This is a genomic window from Streptomyces sp. NPDC005752 (assembly GCF_040630715.1).
Taxonomy (GTDB): Bacteria; Actinomycetota; Actinomycetes; order Streptomycetales; family Streptomycetaceae; genus Streptomyces.
On sequence record NZ_JBEXYB010000065.1, the window covers coordinates 1 to 25046 of the forward strand.

Annotated in this window: 2 protein-coding genes and 1 pseudogene; all 3 read left to right on the forward strand. The window is 71.2% G+C overall.

The window, feature by feature from the left end; translation table 11 throughout:
* Positions 1-24 precede the first annotated feature (24 nt).
* Positions 25-13314: a type I polyketide synthase gene (locus tag ABZ441_RS32565; RefSeq protein WP_358980856.1), complete on the forward strand. Its 13290-nt coding sequence runs from the start codon at positions 25-27 to the stop codon at positions 13312-13314.
* 443 nt (positions 13315-13757) lie between these two features.
* Positions 13758-23891, forward strand: coding sequence for a type I polyketide synthase (locus ABZ441_RS32570; RefSeq protein ID WP_358980858.1), 10134 nt, complete (start codon positions 13758-13760; stop codon positions 23889-23891).
* 57 nt (positions 23892-23948) lie between these two features.
* Positions 23949-25046, forward strand: a pseudogene (locus ABZ441_RS32575) (beta-ketoacyl synthase N-terminal-like domain-containing protein); the annotation flags it as partial.

Consider the following 25046-nt stretch of genomic DNA (forward strand, 5'->3'; position numbering starts at 1 on the left):
GTGGCGTGGCCGGAGACGGGCGAGGTGCGGCGTGCCGCGGTGTCGTCGTTCGGGATCAGCGGCACGAACGCGCACGTCATCCTCGAACAGGCACCCGTCGAAGGTGATGGTGCCGCGACGCAGACGGACGAGGTCTCACCGCTGGGCGGGGAGGCACTGCCGTTCGTCCTCTCCGGGAAGTCGGAAGCCGCGCTGCGGGACCAGGCCGCGCGTCTGAGCGAAATGCTGGCGGCCGGTTCCGGGGTGGAGCCCGCAGGGATCGGCTTGTCGCTGGCGATGGGACGGTCGCGCTTCGAGCACCGTGCGGTGGTCGTCGCCGCACGTGCCGATGAGCTCGGTTCGGCTCTGGGCGCACTGGCCGATGAGCGCCCCGGGGCGAGTGTGGTGCGGGGTGTCGCTGATGGTGCGGTGGCTCCCGTGTTCGTGTTTCCGGGGCAGGGGTCGCAGTGGGCGGGTATGGCTGCGGGGCTGATGGAGTCCTCGGTCGTGTTCGGGGAGCGCATGCGGGAGTGTGCGGCGGCGTTGTCGGTGCATACGGACTGGTCGTTGCTGGATGTGTTGCGTGGTGAGCCGGGTGCTCCTGGTTTCGGCCGGGTCGATGTGGTGCAGCCGGTGTTGTGGGCGGTGATGGTGTCGTTGGCCGAGGTCTGGCGTGCTGCTGGTGTGGTGCCTGCTGCGGTGATGGGGCATTCGCAGGGTGAGATCGCTGCTGCGTGTGTGGCGGGTGGGCTGTCCTTGGAGGACGGTGCGCGGGTGGTGGCGTTGCGCAGCCGCGCGATCGTGGAGCTGTCGGGTCTGGGCGGCATGGTGTCCGTCGCGGAGCCGGCGGAGAGGGTGGAGGGGCGGCTGGTCGCGTGGGAGGGCCGGCTTTCGGTGGCGGCGGTGAACGGTCCGTCCTCCGTGGTCGTCAGCGGTGACGACGACGCGCTGGACGAGCTGCTCCTGGCGTGCAAGGCGGATGAGGTGCGTTGCAAGCGCATCGATGTGGACTACGCCTCGCACAGTGCGCACGTGGAACGCATCCATGACCGGCTGTTGGAGGTGCTGGCGGATCTGTCGCCGCGTGCTTCGGAGGTGCCGTTGTATTCGACGGTGACGGGTGAGTTGCTGGACACGGCGGGGATGGACGGCGAGTACTGGTACACGAACCTGCGCCGGACGGTCCTCCTGGAGGAGACGAGCCGCACCCTGATCGAAGCCGGGCATCGTGTGTTCGTCGAGGTCAGCCCCCATCCGGTGCTGGCCGTGGGGCTGCAGGAGACGTTCGAGGCGGCGGGTAGTGACGCGGTGGCGTTGGGGACGTTGCGGCGGGACGAGGACGAGGCCCGGCGCTTCATGACCTCCCTCGCCGAAGCACACGTGCAGGGGGTGGAGCTCGACTGGAAGACACTGTTCGCGGGTACCGGGGCCCAGCACGTCGACCTGCCCACCTACGCCTTCCAGCATCAGCGCTACTGGCTGAACCCCTCCGCCGGAAACGGTGCCGTGGATGTTTCCTCGGCCGGGCTGAAGCCCCTCGACCACGCCATGCTGTCCAGCGCGATGGGCCTGGCCGGCACAGACGGGGTGGTTCTGACGGGCAGGGTCTCGATCGAGACTCACCCCTGGCTCGCCGACCACGCCGTGTGGGGCTCGGTCCTCCTGCCGGGCACAGCCTTCGTGGAACTCGCTCTGCAAGCCGCCGACCAGGTCGGCTGCGACCTGGTGGAAGAGCTGATGATCGAGGCACCGCTTCTCATCGCCGACCACGACGCGGTCGTCATCCAGGTCGCGGTGGCCGCGGCCGACCCGACGGGCCGACACGAGATCACGGTGTTCTCACGCCCCGCCGACGCCTCGGACGAGGCATGGACACGGCACGCCGGCGGCATACTCGCCACCGGTGCGGAGGCGACGGACGGCCTTGCTGACTGGCCGCCGACCGGAGCTCAGGCCGTCGCGGTGGACACGCTCTACGCATCGCTCGCCGATGCCGGGTACGAGTACGGCCCCCTGTTCCAGGGGCTGCGGGCCGCGTGGCGGCAGGGTGACGACGTATACGCGGAGGTGGCCCTGCCCGACGAGGCCGAGGTCGACGGCTTCGGGCTGCATCCGGCACTCCTGGACGCCGCACTGCACGCGATGGGCCTCGCCGCGGTCCCCGACTCGGACGGAACGGCGGGAGCAGTGGGCCTGCCGTTCGCCTGGACCGGCGTGTCCCTGTCGGCAGTGGGAGCACAGCTCCTGCGGGTCCGGGTCCGCCGTGAGGGATCGGGAGCGTCGCTGCTGCTGGCCGATGGAGCCGGATCGCACGTCGCCTCGGTGGAATCGCTCGCGCTGCGCCCGGTCTCGCCGGAGCAGTTGCGCGGAAGCGGCAACGCCCACGCCGACTCGCTGTTCCGCGTGGAATGGTCCGTCAAACCGGTCGGCGGCGCTCCGAACGCCGAGAGGCCGGAGGGCGCCTGGGCCGTCATCGGGGACGCCGAGTTCCTCCCCGGAACGGTGCGGTATGCGGATCTGGCCTCGATGGACGAGGTGCCGGATGTGGTGGCGGTGTCGTTCGCCGCTTCCGCTTCTCCTTCCGGTGACATGGCGTCCCGTACGCAGGAACTCACCGTCCGGGCACTGGAAATGGTGCAGGAGTGGCTGGCGAGCGAGCGGTTCGCCGACGCTCGGCTGGTGGTGGTGACGCGGGGCGCGGTGTTCTGCGACTCGCCCGATCCCGTGCAGGCCGCTGTGTGGGGGCTGGTGCGGACGGCCGAGTCGGAGAACCCCGGACGGTTCGTGCTGGTGGATCATGACGGCCAGGAATCCGGTCTGTCGGCGGCGGTGGCCTCGGGTGAGCCGCAGGCCGCGGTGCGCGCGGACGAGGTGTTCGTGCCGAGGCTGGCACGGATGCCGTTGCCCGTCGGGCAGGCACCCGCCCTCGTCGAACCGTCCGGCACCGTGCTGGTGACGGGTGCCAGCGGGGTTCTGGGCGGGGTGGTGGCACGTCACCTGGTCGCCGAGCACGGCGTGCGGCACCTGCTCCTGTTGAGCCGTCGAGGCGCGGACGCTCCTGGAGCGGCCGAACTCGTGGCCGAACTGGCCGAGTCGGGGGCGCAGGCACGCTTCGCGGCGTGTGACGTGGCGGATCGCGGGGCACTGGCCCAGGCCCTGGACCGCGTCGAGTCCGAGCACCCCCTCACGGGTGTCGTGCACACCGCCGGTGTGCTGGACGACGGGGTGGTGTCCTCGCTGACACCGGAGCGGCTGGCCGCGGTGATGCGGCCCAAGGTCGACGCCGCGTGGAACCTGCACGAGCTGACCCGTGACATGGATCTTTCGATGTTCACGCTCTTCTCCTCCGCCGCCGGTGTGTTCGGCGGTTCCGGTCAGGCGAACTACGCCGCGGCGAACGCGTTCCTCGACGCCCTTGCCGAGGCACGGCGTGCGGAAGGACTCGCCGGTCAGTCGCTGGCCTGGGGTCTGTGGGCGCAGGCCAGCGCGATGACGGGACAGCTGGACAGTGGTGATCTGCGGCGGATGGCCAGGGGTGGTCTGACGCCGTTGTCCTCGGAGCAGGGGCTCGAGCTCTTCGACCTGGCCGGCGGCCTGGCCGACGAAGCCGTGCTGGTGCCGATCCGGGTCGACATGGCTGCTCTGCGGCTACGGCCTGAGATGACTCCGCTGATGCTGCGGGGTCTTGTCCGGGTACCGAACCGGCGGCAGGCGGACTCCGGCACCGATCGCTCCGCATCGTTCGGACGTACCCTCCTCGCCCTCCCCGAGGCCGAACAGCACCAGTTGGTGCAGGATCTGGTACGGGCCCAGGCGGCCGCCGTGCTCGGGCACGACTCGGGCGAGGCGGTGCAGCCGGAGCGGGCGTTCACCGAGCTGGGCTTCGACTCCCTCACCGCCGTCGAACTGCGTAACCGGATGAGCGCGGCCACGGGGCTGCGTCTGCCGGCCACCCTCGTGTTCGACTACCCGACCCCCTTCGCGATGGCCGACCACATACGGACCGAGATCGTCGGCGTGCAGGCGGGGGCCGTCATCAGTCGGCCCACCGTGACCGGCACCGAGGACGACCCGGTCGTCATCGTCGGCATGAGCTGCCGGTTCCCGGGTGGTGCCGAATCGCCCCGAAAGCTGTGGGAGCTGGTGGCCGGCGGCAACGAGGGCATCACCGGCCTGCCCACGGACCGGAACTGGGACGTGGAAGGGCTGTACGACCCCGACCCGGACAACCCCGGCACCTCCTTCACCCGCGAAGGCGGTTTCCTGCACGACGCGGCGGAGTTCGACCCGGGCTTCTTCGGGATCTCGCCGCGTGAGGCCCTCGCCATGGACCCGCAGCAACGACTGCTGCTGGAAGGTTCCTGGGAGGCCATCGAGTCGGCGGGGATCGACCCGGCGTCGCTGCGCGGCACGAGCACCGGCGTGTTCGCCGGGCTGATGTATCACGACTACGTCGCTCAGCTGGCCACCGTCCCGGAGGGTGTCGAGGGGTACCTCGCCACCGGCACGTCCGGCAGCGTCGTGTCCGGTCGTGTCTCCTACACGCTCGGCCTCGAGGGACCCGCTGTAACGGTCGACACCGCTTGCTCGTCCTCCCTGGTGGCGCTGCATCTCGCCGCGCAGGCCCTGCGTTCGGGCGAGTGCTCGATGGCGCTGGCCGGCGGCGCCAGTGTGATGGCCACACCGGGCAGTTTCATCGAGTTCAGCCGCCAGCGTGGACTGGCCGCGGACGGCCGGTGCAAGTCCTTCGCCGCGGGCGCCGACGGCACCGGCTGGGGTGAGGGCGTGGGCATGCTGCTGCTGGAGCGGCTGTCGGACGCGCGGCGCAACGGGCACCAGGTGCTGGCGGTGGTGCGGGGTTCGGCGGTGAACCAGGACGGTGCGTCGAACGGTCTGACGGCACCGAACGGTCCTTCACAGCAGCGGGTCATCCGGCAGGCCCTGGCCAACGCCGGTCTCAACCCGGCGCAGGTGGATGCGGTCGAGGCGCACGGTACGGGTACGACGCTGGGTGACCCCATCGAGGCGCAGGCGCTGCTGGCGACGTACGGGCAGGGGCGGTCGGAGGGACGACGGCCGCTGCTGCTCGGCTCGATCAAGTCGAACATCGGTCATACGCAGGCTGCCGCAGGTGTGGCCGGTGTGATCAAGATGGTGATGGCGATGCGGCACGGTGTGCTGCCGCAGACCCTGCACGTCGACGCGCCGACGCCTCAGGTGGACTGGTCGGCGGGTGCGGTGGAGTTGCTGACGGAGTCGGTGGCCTGGCCGGAGACCGGCGAGGCGCGCAGGGCGGGGGTGTCGTCGTTCGGCATCAGCGGGACCAACGCCCACGTGATCGTCGAGCACACACCGGTCGTCGAAGAGCGCCACGAGCCCGCGGTCTCCTTGCCGGTCGTTCCGTGGGTGGTGTCCGCGAAGTCCGATGCAGGTCTTTCGGCACAGCTGGAACGGCTCTCGGCGTCTGCCCGGGAGCACTCACCGGCGGACGTCGGGTACTCGCTGGCGACGACGCGTGCGGCGATGACTCACCGTGCGGTGGTCATCGGGGACGTGACGGTCCGGGGCACGGTCTCGTCGGGTCGAACCGGGGTGTTGTTCTCGGGTCAGGGTGCGCAGCGGTCGGGTATGGGTCGTGAGTTGTACGAGGCGTATCCGGTGTTCGCGGATGCGTTCGACGTGGTGTGTGCGGAGCTTGACCGTCATCTGGACAGGCCTGTCCGGGATGTGGTGTTCGAGGGTGGTGAGCGGCTGGATCAGACGCAGTTCACGCAGGCGGGTCTGTTCGCGCTCGAGGTGGCGTTGTTCCGTCTGGTGTCGGCGTGGGGTGTGAAGCCGGACTATCTGCTGGGGCACTCCATCGGTGAGCTGTCGGCCGCGCACGTGGCGGGGGTGCTCTCACTCGAGGACGCGGCGAAGCTGGTCGCGGCTCGTGGCCGTCTGATGCAGGATCTGCCGACCGGTGGGGCGATGGTGTCCCTCCAGGCGTCGGAGGACGAGGTCCTGCCGCTGCTGACCGATGGTGTATCTGTCGCCGCGCTCAACGGGCCTTCCGCCACCGTGATTTCCGGTGACGAGGACGCTGTCCTCATGATCGCCGCGCACTTCGCGGAGCAGGACCGCAAGACGAAACGGCTTCGTGTCAGTCACGCGTTCCACTCGCCCCGCATGGACGCCATGCTGGAGGACTTCCGTACGGTCGCGGAGACTCTGACCTACCGAGCCCCGCAGACCGCCATCGTCTCCAACGTGTCCGGGCTGGTCGTGTCGGGTGACGAGATGTGCTCGGCGGACTACTGGGTACGTCACGTCCGCGAGGCCGTCCGCTTCGTCGACGGGATGCGGGCGCTTCAGGACCAGGGCGTCACCAGGTATCTGGAGCTGGGTCCGGACGGGGTGCTGTCCGCGATGGGGCAGGACTGTGTCGAGGACTCGGCGTTCGTCCCGGTACTGCGCAAGGACCGCGACGAGGCTACGACCCTGGTCACCGCGCTCGCCGAACTCCACGTGCGTGGGTCGGCCGTGGACTGGGCGGCGTACTTCACAGGTACCGGTGCCCGACGCGTCGAGCTGCCCACCTACGCCTTCCAGCGCGAGCGGTACTGGCCCGAAGGCGGGGCGCTCCTCATGGGCGGCAAGCGAGCCCCGGAAGCCGCATCGTCCCTCGACGCGACCTTCTGGGACGCCGTGGAGCAGGAGGACGCGGCGGCGCTCGGGGCGGCCCTGGGGTCGGACGAGCTGGCACCGCTCGAGGCGATGCTGCCCGTACTGTCCTCGTGGCGTCGGCAGAGCCGCAACCTCTCCACCGTCGATGCCTGGCGCTACCGCGCCACCTGGCAGCCCGTTTCCGCCGTCCCGCGTCCCGCGCTGCAGGGCACCTGGCTGGTGGTCGCACCGGAGAACCACGTGACGCACCCCGTCACCGACGGGCTCCGCGCACACGGCGCCGACGTCATCCACCTTCCGCTCGCCTGCACCGTCGGCCGGGACGAGCTGGCCGGCATACTCGCCGGCCACCCGAAACTCGCCGGGGTGGTGGCACTGCCGACGGCGGAGGACGAACCCACCGCAGGGGCGGTGGGTGCCGAGGTCATCAGGACTCTGACCCTCGTCCAAGCCCTGGGTGACGTGGGCGGGACGGTTCCGCTGTGGTGCCTGACCCGTGGCGCGGTGTCGGTGGGCAGGTCGGACGGAACGGTCACTCCCTCGCAGGCGCAGGCCTGGGGGCTGGGCCGGGTCGCCGCACTGGAACACCCGCAGTGCTGGGGCGGGTTGATCGACCTCCCCGAGGTGTTGGACGACCGTGCCGTGGGACGCGTCTGCGCGGCATTGGCGGGTATCGACACCGAGGACCAGATCGCCGTCCGGGCATCGGGTGTGTACGTACGACGGCTCGTCCGCACACCCGGTACCGGACAGGGGTCCCCGTGGACGCCACGGGGGACTGTCCTGATCACCGGCGGTACGGGCGTTCTGGGAGCGCACGTGGCCCGCTGGGCTGCCCGCAACGGTGCCGAGCGGCTGGTACTCACCAGCCGCCGGGGCATCGACGCCCCGGGCGCCTCGGAACTCAGGGACGAACTCGTCGCACTCGGAGCGGCTGTCACCGTCGCCTCGTGCGACGTCACCGACCGCGCCGCACTCATCGAACTGGCTGACGGCCTGAGGGCCGCCGGATCACCGGTGAGGGCCGTGCTGCACACCGCCGGAGCGGCCGCTTCGCATCCGCTTGCGGAACTGGACGCCGACGGCCTGGAGGCCGTCCTCTCCGCCAAGGTCGCAGGAGCGGTCAACCTGGACGCCGTGTTCACGGAGGACGACGCCGACACGACGCTCGACGCGTTCGTCCTCTTCTCCTCGATCGCGGGCGTGTGGGGCAGCGGGGGGCAGGCCGCCTACGCGGCGGCCAACGCACACCTCGACGCCCTGGCGCTGAGCCGTCGTGCCCGCGGTAGGGCCGCCACCTCGGTGGCCTGGGGGCCGTGGGGCGGGGGCGGGATGGCACAGGGCGAGGCCGAGGCGCATCTGCTGCGACGCGGACTGCCGGCGATGGCTCCCGAGCGCGCTGTCGCGGCTCTGCAGCAGGCGCTGTCCGAGGGCGACTCCCTCATCACCGTTGCCGACGTCGACTGGGCGCGCTTCGCCCCGGCGTTCACCGCGCTCCGCCCGAGCCCGCTCCTCGCGGAGCTCTCCGACGTACGCGAACTGCGGGAGAAGGCTTCGGCGCCGGCGGATGACGCCGCGTCAGCCATGCGGGACCGGTTGGCCACGTCCACCGGAGGCGAACGGACCCGGGCACTGCTGGAACTCGTACGCAAGCAGGCTGCCGTCGTGCTGGCGCACCCGAGCACCGAGTCGGTCACTGCGGCGAGCACGTTCCGCGAGTTGGGCTTCGACTCGCTGACCGCCGTGGAACTCCGTAACCGTCTGGCCAAGGAGACGGGGCTGACGCTCCCCGCCACCATGGTGTTCGACCACCCGACGCCGACGGTCCTGGCCGAGCATCTGCGTACCGAGCTGTTCGGCGGCGAACTCCAGCGGGCCGACTCCTTCACGGCCGTGGCAGCGACTGACGCCGACGATCCCATCGTGATCGTCGGGATGAGCTGCCGGTTCCCCGGAGGCGTGCGTTCGCCGGAAGAGCTGTGGGAGCTGCTCGCCGCAGGCGCCGACGGAGTGTCCGGATTCCCGGTCAACCGGGGCTGGGACCTGGACTCGCTGTACGACCCGGACCCGGACCACTCCGGTACCTCTTACGTGTCGGAGGGCGGATTCCTGCACGACGTGGGGGAGTTCGACCCGGGCTTCTTCGGGATCTCACCCCGCGAGGCCACGGCGATGGACCCGCAGCAGCGGCTGCTGCTCGAGACGTCGTGGGAGGTGTTCGAGCGGGCCGGCATCGACCCTGCCTCCCTGCGCGGAAGCCGCACCGGCGTCTTCACCGGGACCAACGGCCAGGACTACTCGGCGTTGCTGTTCATGTCGGCCCAGAACTCCGAGGGCCACATGGGGACCGGCAACGGCGCAAGCGCCGTCTCGGGACGGCTGTCGTACACCTTCGGCCTGGAGGGACCGGCGGTGACGGTGGACACGGCGTGCTCGTCGTCGCTTGTCGCTCTGCACCTGGCGATTCAGGCGCTGCGGGCGGGGGAGTGCTCACTCGCCCTGGCCGGTGGTGTCACGGTGATGTCGACACCCGGCGCGTTCATCGAGTTCTCCCGCCAGCGCGGTCTCGCCGAGGACGGCCGGTGCAAGGCGTTCGCCGACGCGGCGGACGGCACGGGCTGGGGCGAGGGTGTCGGCATGCTGCTGGTGGAGCGGTTGTCGGACGCGCGGCGTAACGGTCACGAGGTGCTCGCGGTCGTACGGGGCTCGGCGGTGAACCAGGACGGCGCGTCGAACGGCATGACGGCCCCGAACGGGCCGGCCCAGCAGCGCGTCATCCGGCAGGCGCTGGCCTCGGCGGGTCTCTCCGCGTCCCAGGTGGACGTGGTCGAGGCGCACGGTACGGGTACGCGGCTGGGCGACCCGATCGAGGCGCAGGCGCTCATGGCGACCTACGGCCAGGAGCGCGGCCACGGCAGGCCGCTGCTGCTCGGGTCGATCAAGTCGAACATCGGGCACACACAGGCTGCGGCCGGTGTGGCCGGTGTGATCAAGATGGTGATGGCGATGCGGCACGGGACGCTGCCGCGCACCCTGCACGTCGACAGTCCGTCCTCGCAGGTGGACTGGTCGGCAGGAGCCGTCGAGCTGTTGACCGAGTCGGTCGGCTGGCCGGAGACGGACGAGCCGTGGCGTGCAGGGGTGTCGTCGTTCGGGATCAGCGGCACCAACGCCCACACGATCATCGAACAGGCACCTCCCGCCCCGGCCACCGCCGCCGTCATCGCTCCGCCGGTTCTGCCGTGGGTGCTGGCGGGCCGCTCGGAACGAGCCCTGGTTGCTCAGGCCGGGCTCCTGCGGTCGCACCTGCTGCGACGTCCGGAACTCGAGCCCCTCGACGTGGCGTTCACTCTGGCCACGGGCCGCGCGGCGCTCACACACCGTGCTGTGGTCAGCGGAGCCGACCGAGACGCGCTGTTGCGCGGTGTCACGGCCCTCTCCGAAGGCGGTGCCGATGCGCAGGTGACGGTGGACCAGGAGGTCGACGGACAGGTAGCGGTGCTGTTCTCGGGTCAGGGTGCGCAGCGGTCGGGTATGGGCCGTGAGCTGTACGCGTCCTACCCGGTGTTCGCGGACGCGTTCGACGCGGTGTGTGCGGAGCTGGACCGTCATCTGGACAGGCCTGTCCGTGATGTGGTGTTCGAAGGTGGTGAGCTGCTGGACCAGACGCAGTTCACTCAAGCCGGGCTGTTCGCGCTCGAGGTGGCGTTGTTCCGTCTGGTGTCGGCGTGGGGTGTGAAGCCGGACTACCTGCTGGGGCACTCCATCGGTGAACTGTCCGCCGCGCACGTGGCGGGGGTGCTGTCGCTGGAGGACGCGGCGAAGCTGGTGGCGGCTCGTGGTCGTCTGATGCAGGATCTGCCGACCGGTGGGGCGATGGTGTCCCTCCAGGCGACGGAGGACGAAGTCTTGCCGTTGCTCACCGACGGTGTATCGATAGCCGCCCTCAACGGGCCCTCCGCGACCGTGATTTCCGGTGACGAGGACGCTGTCCTCGCGATCGCCGGCCACTTCGAGGCGCAGGACCGTAAGACGAAGCGGCTCCGTGTCAGTCACGCGTTCCACTCGCCCCGTATGGACGCCATGCTCGACGAGTTCCGCACGGTCGCGGAAGGCCTGACCTTCCACCCGCCCGGCATCGCCATCGTCTCCAACGTCACCGGCCGGACAGCCGGGCCGGAGGAACTGTGCGACCCCGAGTACTGGGTGCGGCACGTCCGTCAGGCCGTCCGCTTCCTCGAAGGAATGCGAGGTCTGGAGGACCTGGGAGTCGCGACCTTCCTGGAGCTGGGCCCCGACGGGGTGCTCTGCGCCATGGGACAGAACTGCGTCACCCCGGAGGGCACGGAGTTCATTCCAGCCCTGCGCAAGGACAGGGACGAGCCGGCCACCGTGGTCGCCTCGCTCGCCGGCCTGCACGGACGGGGAGTCACCGTCGACTGGCCGGGGTTCTTCGCCGGAACCGGCGCCCGGAGCATCGAGCTGCCGACCTACGCCTTCCAGCGGCAGCAGTACTGGCCTGAGCCGGCCGGCCAGGAATCCGCGGCTGACGGAGGAACGTCCGCCCTGGACGAGCGGTTCTGGGCAGCGGTTGAACAGGAGGACCTGAGCGGACTGGTCGAGGGCTCGGGGCTCTCCGCCGACCAGCCGCTCAGCACGGTGTTGCCCCTGCTGTCGTCATGGCGTCGGCAGTCCCGTGAGCAGTCCACCGTCGACGCGTGGCGCTACCGGGTCACCTGGAAGCCGGTCACAGCCACCGGCGCGGCGGCCGCATCGGGGACCTGGCTGGTCGTGGCGGCGGAGGAACACCACGACCACCCGGTCGTCACCGGCCTGCGTGAACACGGCGGCGACGTCGAACTGCTGACGGTGGGCAGTGGCCAGCCGAATCGGTCGGTGCCGGCCGAGGACCTCGCCGAGAAGCTGGCCAACCGGGCGGCCGGGCACGGGGAACTCGTCGGCGTCGTCTCCCTGCTGGCGCTGACCCACAGCCCGACGGCGGCGAACCTGAGCCTCGTCCAGGCTCTGGGCGACGCCGACGTCCCGGCTCCTCTGTGGTGTGTCACCCGAGAAGGGGTGAGCGTGAGCCGTACCGACGCGGCACCCGACCCGGAGCAGTCGCAGCTGTGGGGCCTGGGCAGGGTCGCAGGACTCGAACAGCCCCACCGGTGGGGCGGTCTGATCGACCTCCCCCCGACGACGGACGGGCGGGCTGCGGGCCGCGTGGTCGCCCTGCTGACGGGTGACGGTGCGGAGGACCAGGTCGCTGTGCGTTCCTCCGGAGCGTTCGTCCCGCGCATCGAGCGGGTGCCGGCCCCCACGGCCGGACCCGAGTGGGAGCCCAGGGGGACGGTGCTGGTCACCGACGCCTCCACGCCTCTCGGCTCGGGCGCCGCACGCTGGCTGGCCGGCACCGAGGCCGACCAAGTGGTGCTGATGGTTCCGGAAGGCGCCGAAGCGGCGGCGGAGGCGGTTGCGCAGCTCGGCGGGCGTGGACTCGTCGTCCGCTGCGACGTCGCCGACCGCAAGGCACTCGAAGCGCTCGTCCGCGAGCTCACCGAGGGGGGCAACCCGGTCCGTGCCGTGCTGCACACGGTCGGCGGCAACCAGCTCACCCCGCTCGACGCTCTCCGTATGGACGACGTCGACGGACGGCTCACCGCCAAGATGGTGGGCGCGGCCCATCTCGACGAGGTGTTCGCCGACACCGGACTGGACGCGTTCGTCCTCTTCTCCACCATCGCCGGAGTCTGGGGCGGCGGCGGCCAGGGGGCGTACGCCGCGGCGGGCGCCTACCTGGACGGTCTGGCGCAGAACCGCAGGGCGCGCGGTCTGGCAGCCACCTCGGTGGCCTGGGGGCCGTGGGCCGAGTCGGCGTCCGCCACTCCGGAGGACGCGGCGGCCGAGGAACAGCTCCGGCTGCGGGGCCTGCCCGCGATGCTGCCGGAGCTGGCGCTCACCGTCCTGCGGCGCGCGGTCACCGACCACGATCCGCTGCTCACGGTGGCCGATGTGGACTGGGCGCGGTTCGTACCGTCGTTCACGGCCATGAGGCCCAGCGCGCTGTTCGCCGATCTGCCTGAGGCAGTGGAGGCACTGGGCCGTGACGCCGAGGGCGAAGGCGTCGACAAGGGCGCGGCCGAGGAGCTGCGACAGCATCTCGCGGGACTCTCCGAAGCGGACCGGGAGGCGGAACTGACACGTCTGGTACGCACCCACGCGGCCGCCGTACTGGGCTACGCGGGCATCGAGGAGGTCGGCCCGGGCCGGGTGTTCCGCGAGCTCGGGTTCGACTCGCTGACAGCCGTGGAACTCCGCAACAGGCTCACGCGGGCCACGGGTCTGCGGTTGCCCGCCGGGCTGGCCTTCGACTACCCGAGTGCTGTCGCCGCCGCCGGCTTCCTGCACGCGGAGCTCCGGTTCGGCTCGGACACCACAGGGGCGTCGCTGCTCGCGGAGCTGGACAAGCTGGAGGCTGCAACTGCGGAGAACGAGCCCGACACCCTTACCAGGGCGAAGGTCGCCATGCGCCTCCAGGCATTCCTGGCCAAGTGGTCCGAAGGAGGGGCGGCCGAGGCGGACCCGGCGGATGTGACCGACAAACTCGAATCCGCCTCCGACGACGAGATATTCGACTTCATCAACAACGAACTGGGGCGCTCGAACTGACGGTCACGGCCCCGGTGTGGCGCGCGAACTGCCGCCACGCCGGGGCCGTGGTGTTCGCGGGACCGGACTGCGGCCGGACGTACCCCTGCTCCTACGGGGCCGGGAGCCCGAGGGCGGCAACGGCCGTGGTGCGCGCCGCTGGGGCCAGGGATGAGGGGAGGTCCGTTAGGGGGCGGGGGGAGACCCGTAGGGGTTGTGCGGCCAAGGGGGGTCGAATAGCTTCGCATTGCGAGTTGATCTGCTGGAATGTCGACGTCATTGCCAGGCCGTATCGATATTCATGGATCGTCATGCAAAGGCTTTGGGTGAAGGGTTGCGTCGCCTCGGGAATCTAATTTCCGAGGACATTTCTATCCGTTGACAGCTGAGACGTCGTCTGACGTTCCACCCCTTTATCGGTCCTCCATCGCTATTAAGTGCTGTCTGCTCAGGGGTGGGATTGAATGGCGAACGAAGAGACGCTGCGGGAATACCTCAAGTGGGTCACCGCGGATCTGCACCAGGCCCGTCAGCGTCTGCAGGAGGTCGAGGCGGCCGACTCGGAGCCTGTCGCGATCGTCGGCATGAGCTGCCGGTACCCGGGCGGTGTGCGCAGCCCCGAGGACCTGTGGGAGCTGGCTGCCTCGGGCGTCGACGCCATATCCGGATTCCCCCTGGACCGCGGCTGGGAAAGCCTCGGCGACGCCACCGACCCGGCAGGGCCCTCGTTCGCCATGGAGGGCGGCTTCCTCAGCGACGTCGGCGGCTTCGACCCCGCGTTCTTCGGGATCTCGCCGCGTGAGGCGCTGGCGATGGACCCGCAGCAGCGGCTGCTGCTGGAGACCTCCTGGGAAGCGATCGAGCGCGCCGGCATCCCCCTGGAGACGCTCCGGGGCAGTCGTACCGGTGTATTCGCGGGCACGACGGGCCAGGACTACTCGATGCTGCTGCAGCCGCCCCCGGAAGGAACCGGCGGCTACGTACTGACCGGCACCTCGGCGAGCGTCGTCTCCGGGCGCATCGCCTACACGCTCGGTCTGGAAGGGCCGGCCGTCACGGTCGACACCGCCTGTTCCACCTCGCTCGTGACTCTGCACCTCGCCGTGCAGGCCCTGCGCTCCGGCGAATGCTCGCTGGCCCTGGCGGGCGGAGCGACCGTGATGTCGACTCCCAGCGCCTTCTACGGCTTCAGCGACCAAGGCGGCCTCGCCGCGGACGGCCGCTGCAAGTCGTTCGCCGCGACCGCCGACGGCACCGCATGGTCCGAAGGCGTCGGTGTACTGCTCCTGGAACGGCTCTCGGACGCCCGCCGCAACGGCCACGACGTCCTCGCGGTCGTCCGGGGCACCGCAGTCAACCAGGACGGTGCGTCCAACGGTCTGACGGCGCCCAACGGCCCCTCGCAGCAACGGGTCATCCTCCAGGCACTCGCCGACGCCCGTCTGTCGGCCCAGGACATCGACGCCGTCGAGGCGCACGGGACCGGCACCCGGCTGGGCGATCCGATCGAGGCCGAGGCGCTCATGGCGACATACGGCCAGGGCCGCCCCGCGGCCCGGCCCCTGCGCCTCGGAGCGCTGAAGTCGAACATCGGACACTCGCAGGCTGCGGCCGGTGTGGCCGGTGTGATCAAGATGGTGATGGCGATGCGGCACGGGACGCTGCCGCGCACCCTGCACGTGGACACTCCGTCCTCCCAGGTGGACTGGTCGGCAGGAGCCGTCGAGCTGCTCACGGAGCAGATGGAGTGGCCGGGCACGGGCGAGCCCCGACGGGCGGGCGTGTCCTCCTTCGGCATGAGCGGTACCAACGCGCACGTGATCGTCGAGCAGGCGCCCGCCGACGACGCTCCCGAGCCGAGCACTGAAGGCACTCCGCCGCTGGGCGGGGACGCGCTGCCGTTCGTACTGTCCGGGAAGTCGTCCGACGCGGTGGCGGAGCAGTCGGCCCGTCTGCTCGGCTTGCTGAACCGTCATCCGGACGTGGCATTGCATGACGTGGCGTGGTCGATGGCCACCGCGCGTACCAGGTTCACGCACCGGGCCGCCGTCGGGGCCTCGGTCCGTGAAGAACTGGTGGCCGGCCTGGAGGCCCTGGCGGAGGGGCGGTCGGGCCCGGGTGTGGTGCGGGGTGTCGCTGATGGTGTGGTGCGTCCGGTGTTCGTGTTTCCGGGGCAGGGGTCGCAGTGGGTGGGTATGGCTGCGGGGTTGATGGAGTCCTCGGTTGTGTTCGGGGAGCGGTTGGCGGAGTGCGGTGCGGCGTTGGAGCCGTTCACGGACTGGTCGTTGGTGGATGTGTTGCGTGGTGAGTCGGGTGCTCCTGGTTTCGGCCGGGTCGATGTGGTGCAGCCGGTGTTGTGGGCGGTGATGGTGTCGTTGGCCGAGGTGTGGCGTGCTGCTGGCGTGGTGCCTGCCGCGGTGATGGGGCATTCGCAGGGTGAGATCGCTGCTGCGTGTGTGTCCGGTGGACTGTCCTTGGAGGACGGTGCGCGGGTGGTGGCGTTGCGGAGCCGGGCGATCGTGGAGTTGTCGGGTCTGGGCGGCATGGTGTCTGTCGCTGAGCCGGCGGAGAGGGTGGAGGGGCGGCTGGTCGCGTGGGAGGGCCGGCTTTCGGTGGCGGCGGTGAACGGTCCGTCGTCGGTGGTCGTCAGCGGTGACGGTGACGCGCTGGACGAGTTGCTCCTTGTGTGCAAGGCGGATGAGGTGCGTTGCAAGCGCATCGATGTGGACTACGCGTCGCACAGTGCGCACGTGGAGCGCATCCATGACCGGCTGTTGGAGGTGCTGGCGGATCTGTCTCCGCGTACGTCGGAGGTGCCGCTGTATTCGACGGTGACGGGTGAGTTGCTGGACACGGCGGGGATGGACGGTGAGTACTGGTACACCAACCTGCGCCGGACGGTGCTCCTGGAGGAGACGACCCGCACCCTGATCGAAGCCGGGCAGCGTGTGTTCGTAGAGGTCAGTCCGCATCCGGTGCTTCAGCTCGGTCTGCAGGAGACGTTCGAGGCGGCCGGTAGTGACGCGGTGGCGTTGGGGACGTTGCGGCGGGACGAGGACGAGGCCCGGCGCTTCATGACGTCGCTGGCCGAGGCACACGTCAACGGCGTCGAGCTCGACTGGAAGACCCTGTTCACGGGCACCGGGGCCCAGCGTGTCGACCTGCCCACCTACCCCTTCCAGCACCAGAACTTCTGGCCTGAAGCACAGACGGCCTCTGTCGCGGCGGGCGAGGCCGATCCGCTTGACGCCCGGTTCTGGGACGTCGTCGAGCGCGGTGACGCGGATGCGCTGGCGGCCGACCTGGCGCTGGACGACGCTTCGCGCTCCGCGCTGGGCACCGTACTGCCCGCGCTGTCCTCCTGGCGGCGGCAGCAGCGCAACGATTCGACGGTCGACTCATGGCGCTACCGCGTGACATGGCAGCCGCTGACGGTCCTGCCGGCCGCTTCCCTGTCCGGGACCTGGCTGCTCGTCGTCCCCGAATCCGAGACCGACAACGAAACCGTGCACGCGACCACGAGCGGTCTGGCCCGCCACGGCGCCGACGTCTCGGTGTTCACCGTCCCTGCGGGAGCGGACCGCGAGCTCCTTGCCGGCCGGCTGGCCGGCCTGCCCGACGTGGCAGGGGTGGCGTCCCTGTTGTCGCTGCTCGCAGGGCCCGACCCGCAGCACCCGGTGATCCCGGCGGGACTCGCCGCCGACGTCGAGCTCGTCAAGGCGCTCGGCGACGCGGGCCGGTCCGGCCCGCTGTGGTGTCTCACCCGGAGCGCGGTCTCCGTCGGCCGCTCGGACGGCCAGGTCCGCACGGACCAGGCCATGCACTGGGGCTTCGGCCGGGTGGTCGCACTGGAGCACCCGGACCGGTGGGGCGGTCTCATCGACCTGCCCGCCGTCCTGGACGACCGCGCCTGGACCCGGATCTGTGGCGTGCTGACCGGCGGCGAGGACGCCGAGGACCAGGTCGCTGTCCGGGCATCGGGCGCCTTCGGCCGCCGGCTGCAACGAGCCCGCTCGGCCGCGGGCACAGCAGGGGACAGGTGGACTCCGCGGGGCACCGTACTGATCACCGGTGGCACCGGTGCCCTCGGTTCGTTCGTCGCCCGCAGGCTGATCGGCGAGGGCGCCGAGCACGTCGTACTCACCAGCCGTCGCGGCGCCGACGCTCCAGGCGCGCAGGATCTCCGGGAGGAACTGACGGCCCTGGGCGCCCGGGTGACTCTGGCCGCGTGCGACGTGACCGACCGTGACGCGCTCGCCGCGACGGTACGGACGCTGCGTGCGGCCGGGGACCGGGTCGCCGCAGTCGTGCACACCGCCGGTGTCGGCCAGCTCGGCGTCATCACCGAGACGAGTCCCGCGGAGTACGCCGCCGTGCTCGAGGCCAAGGTCCTCGGCGCGGCGCACCTGCACGAGGTCTTCGGCGACGAACAGCTCGACGCGTTCATCCTGTTCTCCTCGATCTCCGGCGTCTGGGGCAGCGGCGGCCAGGGCGCGTACGGCGCGGCCAACGCATACCTCGACGCCCTGGCCCAGCAGCGGCGAGCTGCCGGGCTGGCCGCCACCGCGATGTCGTGGGGCGCCTGGGGCGGCGCCGGTATGGCCAGGGGTTCGGCGGAGGAGATCCTGAGCAGGCGAGGCCTGCCGGCGATGGACCCGCAGCTGGCCATCGACGCGATGCAGGAAGCGGTGGGCTCCGGCGAGACGATGCTGACCGTGGCGGACGTGCAGTGGGAGCGTTTCGCGCCCACCTTCACCGTGACCCGGCCCAGCCCCCTCCTGGAGAACCTGCCGGAGGTACGCCGTGTGCTGGCGGCGGCCGCCGAGAGCGAGGCCGCCGGAATGGGCGATCTCTCCGCGTTCCAGCAGCGGCTCACCGCGCTGCCGGAGAGCGAACGTTCTGATTTCGTCCTGGAGTTGGTGCGGTCCGAGGCCGCCTCCGTGCTGGGCTTCGCCGACGCGTCGGCGGTGGAGGCCAACCGCGCCTTCCGCGAACTGGGCTTCGACTCGCTGACCGCCGTGGAGGTACGCAGCCGGCTCAACGGGGCCACCGGACTGCGTCTCCCCACCACCGTGGTCTTCGACTACCCGACCGCGACCGCACTGGCCGGTCACCTCCTCGCCGAGGCTTCGGGGCAGGGCGACGAGACGGCCACCGGCGTCCCTGCCGTCGCCGTCCTCGACGACGACCAGATCGTGATCGTCGGTATGGGCTGCCGCTTCCCCGGGGACGTCCGTACGCCCGAGCAGCTGTGGGACCTCGCCGTCACCGGCACCGATGCGGTCTCGGGCTTCCCCGTCGACCGGGGCTGGGGGCGGGGGGCCGACGACGGAAGCGCTCCGGCGTTCACCCCCGCCGGTGGATTCCTCCACGGCGCGGGCGCGTTCGACGCGGACTTCTTCGGCATCTCACCCCGTGAGGCGCTGGCGATGGACCCGCAGCAGCGGCTGCTGCTGGAGACGTCGTGGGAGGCCTTCGAACGCGCCGGCATCGCCCCGTCGTCCGCACGGGGGAGCCGGACCGGTGTCTTCGTCGGAGCCTCGTCCCAGGGATACGCCAGTGACGTCCACCAGCCGCCGGAGGGAGTCGAGGGCTACCTGCTGACCGGAACCGCCACCGCGGTCCTGTCCGGCCGGATCGCGTACTCGCTCGGGCTCGAGGGCCCCGCCGTCACCATCGACACGGCGTGTTCGTCGTCCATGGTGGCCCTGCACCTGGCCGCCCAGTCCCTGAGCCAGGGCGAGTGCTCGATGGCCCTGGTGGGCGGCGCCGCGGTGATGGCCACCCCGGCCGTGTTCGCCGAGTTCAGCCGACAGGGCGGACTGTCGTCCAGCGGCCGGTGCAAGGCGTTCGCCGAGGCGGCGGACGGCACCGGCTGGGGCGAAGGCGTGGGCATCCTGCTCCTGGAGCGCCGTTCCGACGCCGAACGCAACGGTCACCGGATCCTGGCGGTCGTCAGGGGCAGCGCCATCAACCAGGACGGTGCGAGCAACGGCCTCAGCGCCCCCAACGGCCCGGCACAGCGGCGCGTCATCCGCCAGGCCCTCGCCAACGCCGGTCTGACCGCCGACCGGATCGACGCCGTCGAGGCACACGGCACCGGCACGACGCTCGGTGACCCCATCGAGGCACAGGCCGTGCTGACCACGTACGGACAGGACCGTCCGGCGGACCGGCCCCTGCTGCTGGGCTCCCTGAAGTCCAACATCGGCCACGCCCAGGCCGCGGCCGGTGTCGCCGGAGTCATCAAGATGGTGATGGCCCTGCACCACGGCGTGCTGCCGCAGACCCTGCACATCGACGAACCGTCCACTCACGTCGACTGGGCCTCCGGTGCCGTGGAACTGCTCACCGAGCGGCGGGACTGGCCGGAGACCGGGCACCCCCGCAGGTGCGGCGTCTCGTCGTTCGGCGTGAGCGGTACCAACGCTCACGTCATCCTGGAGCAGGCACCGGAGCCGGCCGCCGCACCCCGCACGCCCGCCGTCGACGTACCGCTGCCGTGGACCGTGTCCGCGCGGGACGAGGGCGCACTGCGCGCCCAGGCCGAACGGCTGCGCGACGCGGTACTCGCCGACCCGGATCTCAGCCTCCTGGACGTCGCACACACCCTGGCGACCACCCGGTCCGTGCACGAGCGGCGCGCGGTCGTCGTCGCGGAGGACCGAAACGCCTTCCTCGAAGGACTCACCGCCCTCGCCGCCGACGGCACCGCCCCCGGACTCGTGCGGGGTACGGAGACGCCCGGCAGGACCGCGGTGCTGTTCTCCGGTCAGGGAGCGCAACGGTCCGGTATGGGACGCGCCCTGTACGACACGTATCCCGCGTTCGCGGACGCCTTCGACGCGGTCTGCGCGCAGCTGGACCGTCATCTGGACCGGCCCGTCCGCGAGGTGGTGTTCGACGGCGGGGACCTGCTGGACCGGACACTTTTCGCGCAGTCAGGACTCTTCGCGCTCGAAGTGGCGCTGTACCGGCTCGTCCGCTCGTGGGGGGTGAAGCCGGACTACCTGCTCGGACACTCGATCGGTGAGCTGTCGGCCGCCCATGTGGCGGGTGTGCTGTCGCTGGAGGACGCGGCGGCGCTCGTCGCCGCCCGGGGCCGGCTCATGCAGGCGCTGCCCGCCGGGGGTGCGATGGTCTCGCTCCAGGCGGCGGAGGCGGAGGTGCTGCCCCTGCTGACCGACGGTGTGTCGATCGCGGCGCTCAACGGCCCGCGCTCGACCGTCGTCTCCGGCGACGAGACCGGCGTGCTGGCCGTCGCCGGGCACTTCGCGGCTCAGGGCCGCAAGACGAAGCGCCTGCGCGTCAGCCACGCCTTCCACTCCTCGCACATGGACGCCATGCTCGCGGACTTCCGCGCGGTCGCCGAAGGCCTCACGTTCCACGAGCCCACTCTCGCGGTCGTCTCCGACGTGACCGGGGCCGTGCTGAGCGCCGACGAGATCTGCGACCCCGATTACTGGGTGCGCCACGTACGAGGCACCGTCCGCTTCCTGGACGGTGTACGCACCCTGCAGGACCAGGGGGTGACCGCCTTCCTGGAGCTGGGTCCCGACGGCGTGCTCTCCGCCATGGCGCAGGACTGTGCCACCGACGGTGACACGGTCTTCGTACCGGCGCTGCGGCCCGACCGGCCCGAACCCCTGACGCTGCTGACCGCCCTCGCCGGACTGCACGTGCGCGGCGCGTCGGTCGACTGGCCGGGGTACTTCGCCGGCAGCGACGCCCGCAACGTCGCACTTCCCACCTACGCCTTCCAGCACCGCCACTACTGGCTGCGCGGCGAAGGCGCGGCCGGGGACGTCCGCTCGGCCGGACTCGGCCGGGCCGACCACCCGCTGCTGGGCGCCACGGTCCAGATCGGCCACAGCGACGCCTACCTGTTCACCGGCCGCATCGCGCTGGACAGCCACCCCTGGCTCGCCGACCACACCGTCATGGGCACCGTCCTGATGCCGGGCACCGCGTTCGTCGAACTGGCCGTGGAAGCGGGCGACGAGGTCGGCTGCGGGCACGTCGAGGAACTCGTCATCGAGGCCCCGCTCGTCCTGTCCGACGAGGCATCCGTCGCACTCCAGCTGTGGGTCGGACCGGCTGACGAGTCGGGCCGCCGCACCCTGGAGATCCACTCGCGTGACCCACACGGTCCCGAGAACCCCTGGACCCGCCACGCCAGCGGAACCCTGTCGGCCGCCGGAGACGGCGAACGGCGGGACGACCTCACAGTCTGGCCCCCCGAAGGCGCCGTCGCCGTACCGGTCGAGGGTCTCTACGACCACCTCACGTCGATCGGATACGCCTACGGGCCGGTCTTCCAGGGCCTGCACGCCGCATGGCGGCTCGGCGAGGAGGTCTTCGCCGAGGTGGCACTGCCCGAGGCGACCGAGCCCGGGGCCGGACGGTTCGGCCTGCACCCGGCCCTCCTCGACTCGGCCCTGCACGCCATGGGGCTCAGCACCTCGCACGACTCGTCCGACGACGACAGCGTGGGGCGCAACCGACTCCCGTTCGCGTGGAACGGCGTGACGCTCCACGCGGCGGGCGCCGACGCCCTGCGCGTGCGGATCACCCCCAAGGACGCCGACGGCGTCTCGCTCACCCTCGCCGGCCCGTCCGGTGAACCGGTCGCGACGATCGAGTCCCTGGTCCTGCGCACCGTCACGGCCACACAACTCGACGGAGCGCGCCGGCCCACCCACCACGACTCGCTGTTCCGCCTCGGCTGGTCGCCCGCACCCCTCCAGAGGGAGCTCCCCGACGCCCGTTGGGCGGTACTCGGTGCGGACCACCTCGGACTCGCCGCGGCAGGCGTCGGAGTCGACGTCCACCCGGACACGGACGACCTGGCAGCGGCCCCCGTACTGCCGCCGGCCGTCCTGCTGTCCCTCGCGCCGCCTACGTCGGACGAACCGACGGTGCGGCGCACCCACGACCGCACGGCCGAGGTCCTGGACACCGTCAGGACGTGGCTGGGCGACGACCGTTTCACCGACGTCCTGATGGTCGTCGCGACACGCGGAGCGGTCTCCGTCGACGGCGAGGACGTGACGGACCTCGCGCAGACAGCGGTCTGGGGCCTGCTCCGCTCCGTACAGTCGGAGGCACCCGGCAGGTTCGTCCTGGTCGACCTCGACGACACCGACCTGTCGGCCCGTAACCTCGCCACCGCTGTCGCCACCGGTGAACCGCAACTGGCCCTGCGCGCCGGACAGGTCCACGCCCCCGGGCTGAACCGGGTGGAAGCCACCGAGCCCACCGGATCCGGGGACATCGACCCCGACGGAACCGTACTGGTCACCGGCGCCGGAGGAGTGCTGGGCGGCCTGGTGGCACGCCGCCTCGCCGAGCGCGGTGCGCGCCACATGCTGCTCGTCGGCCGCCGCGGGGCAGCCGCACCCGGGGCCGAGGAACTGGCCGCGGAGCTGACGCGGTCAGGTGTGCACGTCACCTTCGCGGCCTGCGACGCCGCCGACCGGACGGCCTTGGCCGGTGTGCTCGGCGCCGTTCCCGCAGCGCACCCCCTGACCTCGGTCGTCCATGCCGCGGGTGTCGTCGACGACGGTGTCGTGGCGTCCATGACCCCGCAACGACTCGCCGCCGTGCTCCGCCCCAAGGTGGACGCCGCCTGGAACCTGCACGAGCTGACCGAGCGGTCCGACCTCACGGAGTTCATCCTCTTCTCCTCCGCGGCCGGCACCTTCGGCGGCCCGGGACAGGCCAACTACGCGGCTGCCAACGCCTTCCTGGACGGCCTCGCCCAGCACCGGCACGCCCGCGGCCTGCCCGCGACCGCACTGGCCTGGGGACCGTGGGCCGAGAGCGGCATGGCCGGCCGGATGGACTCCGCCGACATCGCACGCATGGCCCGCTCCGGACTCGTGCCACTCTCCCAGGAACAGGGCGTCGCCCTGTTCGACCTCGCGCGCACGACGGGCCGGCCGACCCTCATGCCGGCCCGGCTGAGCACCGACACGGCACAGATACGCGCCGACGCGATGCCTCCGCTGCTGCGCGGTCTGATCCGGCTGCCCGCCAGGCCCGCGGCGGAGAAGAGCGGCCGGGCGGCCGAATCCGTCACCCTGCTGAAGGAGCGTCTCACCGCGGCGGGCGGGGCGGAGCGCACCGGCATCCTCCTCGACACACTGCGCACGGCGATCGCCGACGTACTGGGCCACAGCTCCTCCGCCGCCGTCGTCGTCACGAGGGGCTTCCTCGAGATCGGCTTCGACTCGCTCACCGCCGTGGAGCTGCGCAACCGGCTCAACACCGTGACCGGGCTGCGGCTGCCCTCGACGCTCGTCTTCGACCACCCGTCCCCCGAGGCGCTCGCCCTGTACCTGCGGGACGAACTCGTCGGTGACGGAACGGTGTCGGGACTCTCGCTGCTGGCCGAACTGGACCGGCTGGAAGCGACGCTCGCCGGTGTGCCGTCCGACGACGCCGACCGCGTCAAGGTCAGCGAACGGCTGCGCGGGCTGATGGCCGGCTGGAACGACGGCGACGGCTCCGATGAGCACGGCGGTGTCAGGAGCCTCGAAGAGGCCACGGCGGACGAGCTCTTCGACCTGCTGGACGACGAGCTCGAAACCTCCTGACGACCCGAGCCCGCCCAGCCCCTTCCCGATCGACCCTTTTGCAAGGAGTGACACCCCATGGCGAACGAGGAGAAGTTCCTCGACTACCTCAAGCGGGCCACGGCGGACCTGCGTGAGACTCGCCGTCGGCTGCGGGACATGGAGGACCGGGAGCGGGAGCCCATCGCCATCGTGGGCATGAGCTGCCGGTACCCGGGAGGGGTGACGAGCCCCGAGAAGCTGTGGGACCTGGTCGCGTCGGGCGGGGACGGCATATCGCCGTTCCCCACCAACCGTGGCTGGGACCTCGACGGAGTCTTCGACACGGACCCGAACCGGTCCGGTACGTCCTATGTCCGTCAGGGCGGATTCCTGCACGACGCAGGGGAGTTCGACCCCGGATTCTTCGGCATCTCGCCCCGCGAGGCGCTGGCGATGGACCCGCAGCAGCGCCTGCTCCTCGAGGTCGCGTGGGAGTCGTGCGAACGAGCGGGGATCGACCCGACGTCGCTGAAGGGCAGCAGGACGGGCGTGTTCGCCGGCCTGATGTACCACGACTACATCAGCACGCTGCACTCCCTTCCCGAAGGCGTGGAGGGCTACCTGGGCACGGGCAACTCGGGCAGCGTCCTGTCCGGCCGGGTGTCGTACACGCTGGGCCTGGAAGGACCCTCCGTGACCGTCGACACGGCGTGCTCCTCCTCCCTGGTCGCCCTGCACTTCGCGGTGCAGGCGCTGCGGTCGGGCGAGTGCACCATGGCCCTGGCCGGCGGGGTGAGTGTGATGGCGACCCCCGGCACGTTCGTGGACTTCTCACGTCAGCGCGGTCTGTCCTTCGACGGACGCTGCAAGTCCTTCGCCGCGGGCGCGGACGGCACCGGCTGGGCCGAGGGCGCCGGTGTCCTCGTGGTGGAGCGGCTGTCCGACGCCCTCCGGCTGGGACACGACGTGCTGGCCGTGGTCCGCGGCTCCGCCGTGAACCAGGACGGGGCCAGCAGCGGTCTGACGGCGCCGAACGGTCCGTCCCAGCAGCGGGTGATCCGGCAGGCCCTGGCCAACGCACGGTTGGCACCGGAGCGGATCGACGCGGTGGAGGCGCACGGTACGGGTACGACGCTGGGTGATCCGATCGAGGCGCAGGCGTTGTTGGCGACGTACGGGCAGGGGCGTCCGGAG